Genomic DNA, 398 nt, shown 5'->3' with positions numbered 1-398 from the left:
GCTCAGCCAGACCTGGGTGGCGACCAGGGACAGCAGCATCAGCGCCGTCAGGCCGACCAAGAGCTTGAGCCGGATACCGATCAATTTATCCCCGACTTATTTGATATTTCATTCTCATTTTTGAGAATTATTTTTCATTTTGCAGCAATTTTGCCAGGCTGGCAAGCCGTTCAGAAGGGGGCTGGGCTGTGGAAGGTCAGGCGGGTCGTCTGGGTGGGGTGGGGCAGGGTCAGCCAGGCCGCGTGCAGCAGCAGCCGTGGGCTGGCGGCGAGCACCGCGTCGGGGGCGTAGAGCTCGTCGCCCAGTATGGGGTGACCCAGCGCCTGCAGGTGCACCCGCAACTGGTGCGAGCGGCCGGTCACAGGTTCCAGTTCCAGCCGGGCGGTGGGTCCTGCCGC

1 pseudogene is annotated in these 398 nt (G+C 62.8%); it reads right to left on the bottom strand.

The features are described 5' to 3' along the window. Nucleotides 1–170: 170 nt before the first annotated feature. Nucleotides 171–398, bottom strand: a pseudogene (locus tag HA630_RS26945) (RNA pseudouridine synthase); the annotation flags it as partial.

It is taken from the genome of Aquabacterium sp. A08 (genome assembly GCF_011742065.1).
The sequence above is the reverse complement of the archived record's forward strand: the minus strand, read 5'-3'. Positions and strand labels throughout refer to the sequence as shown.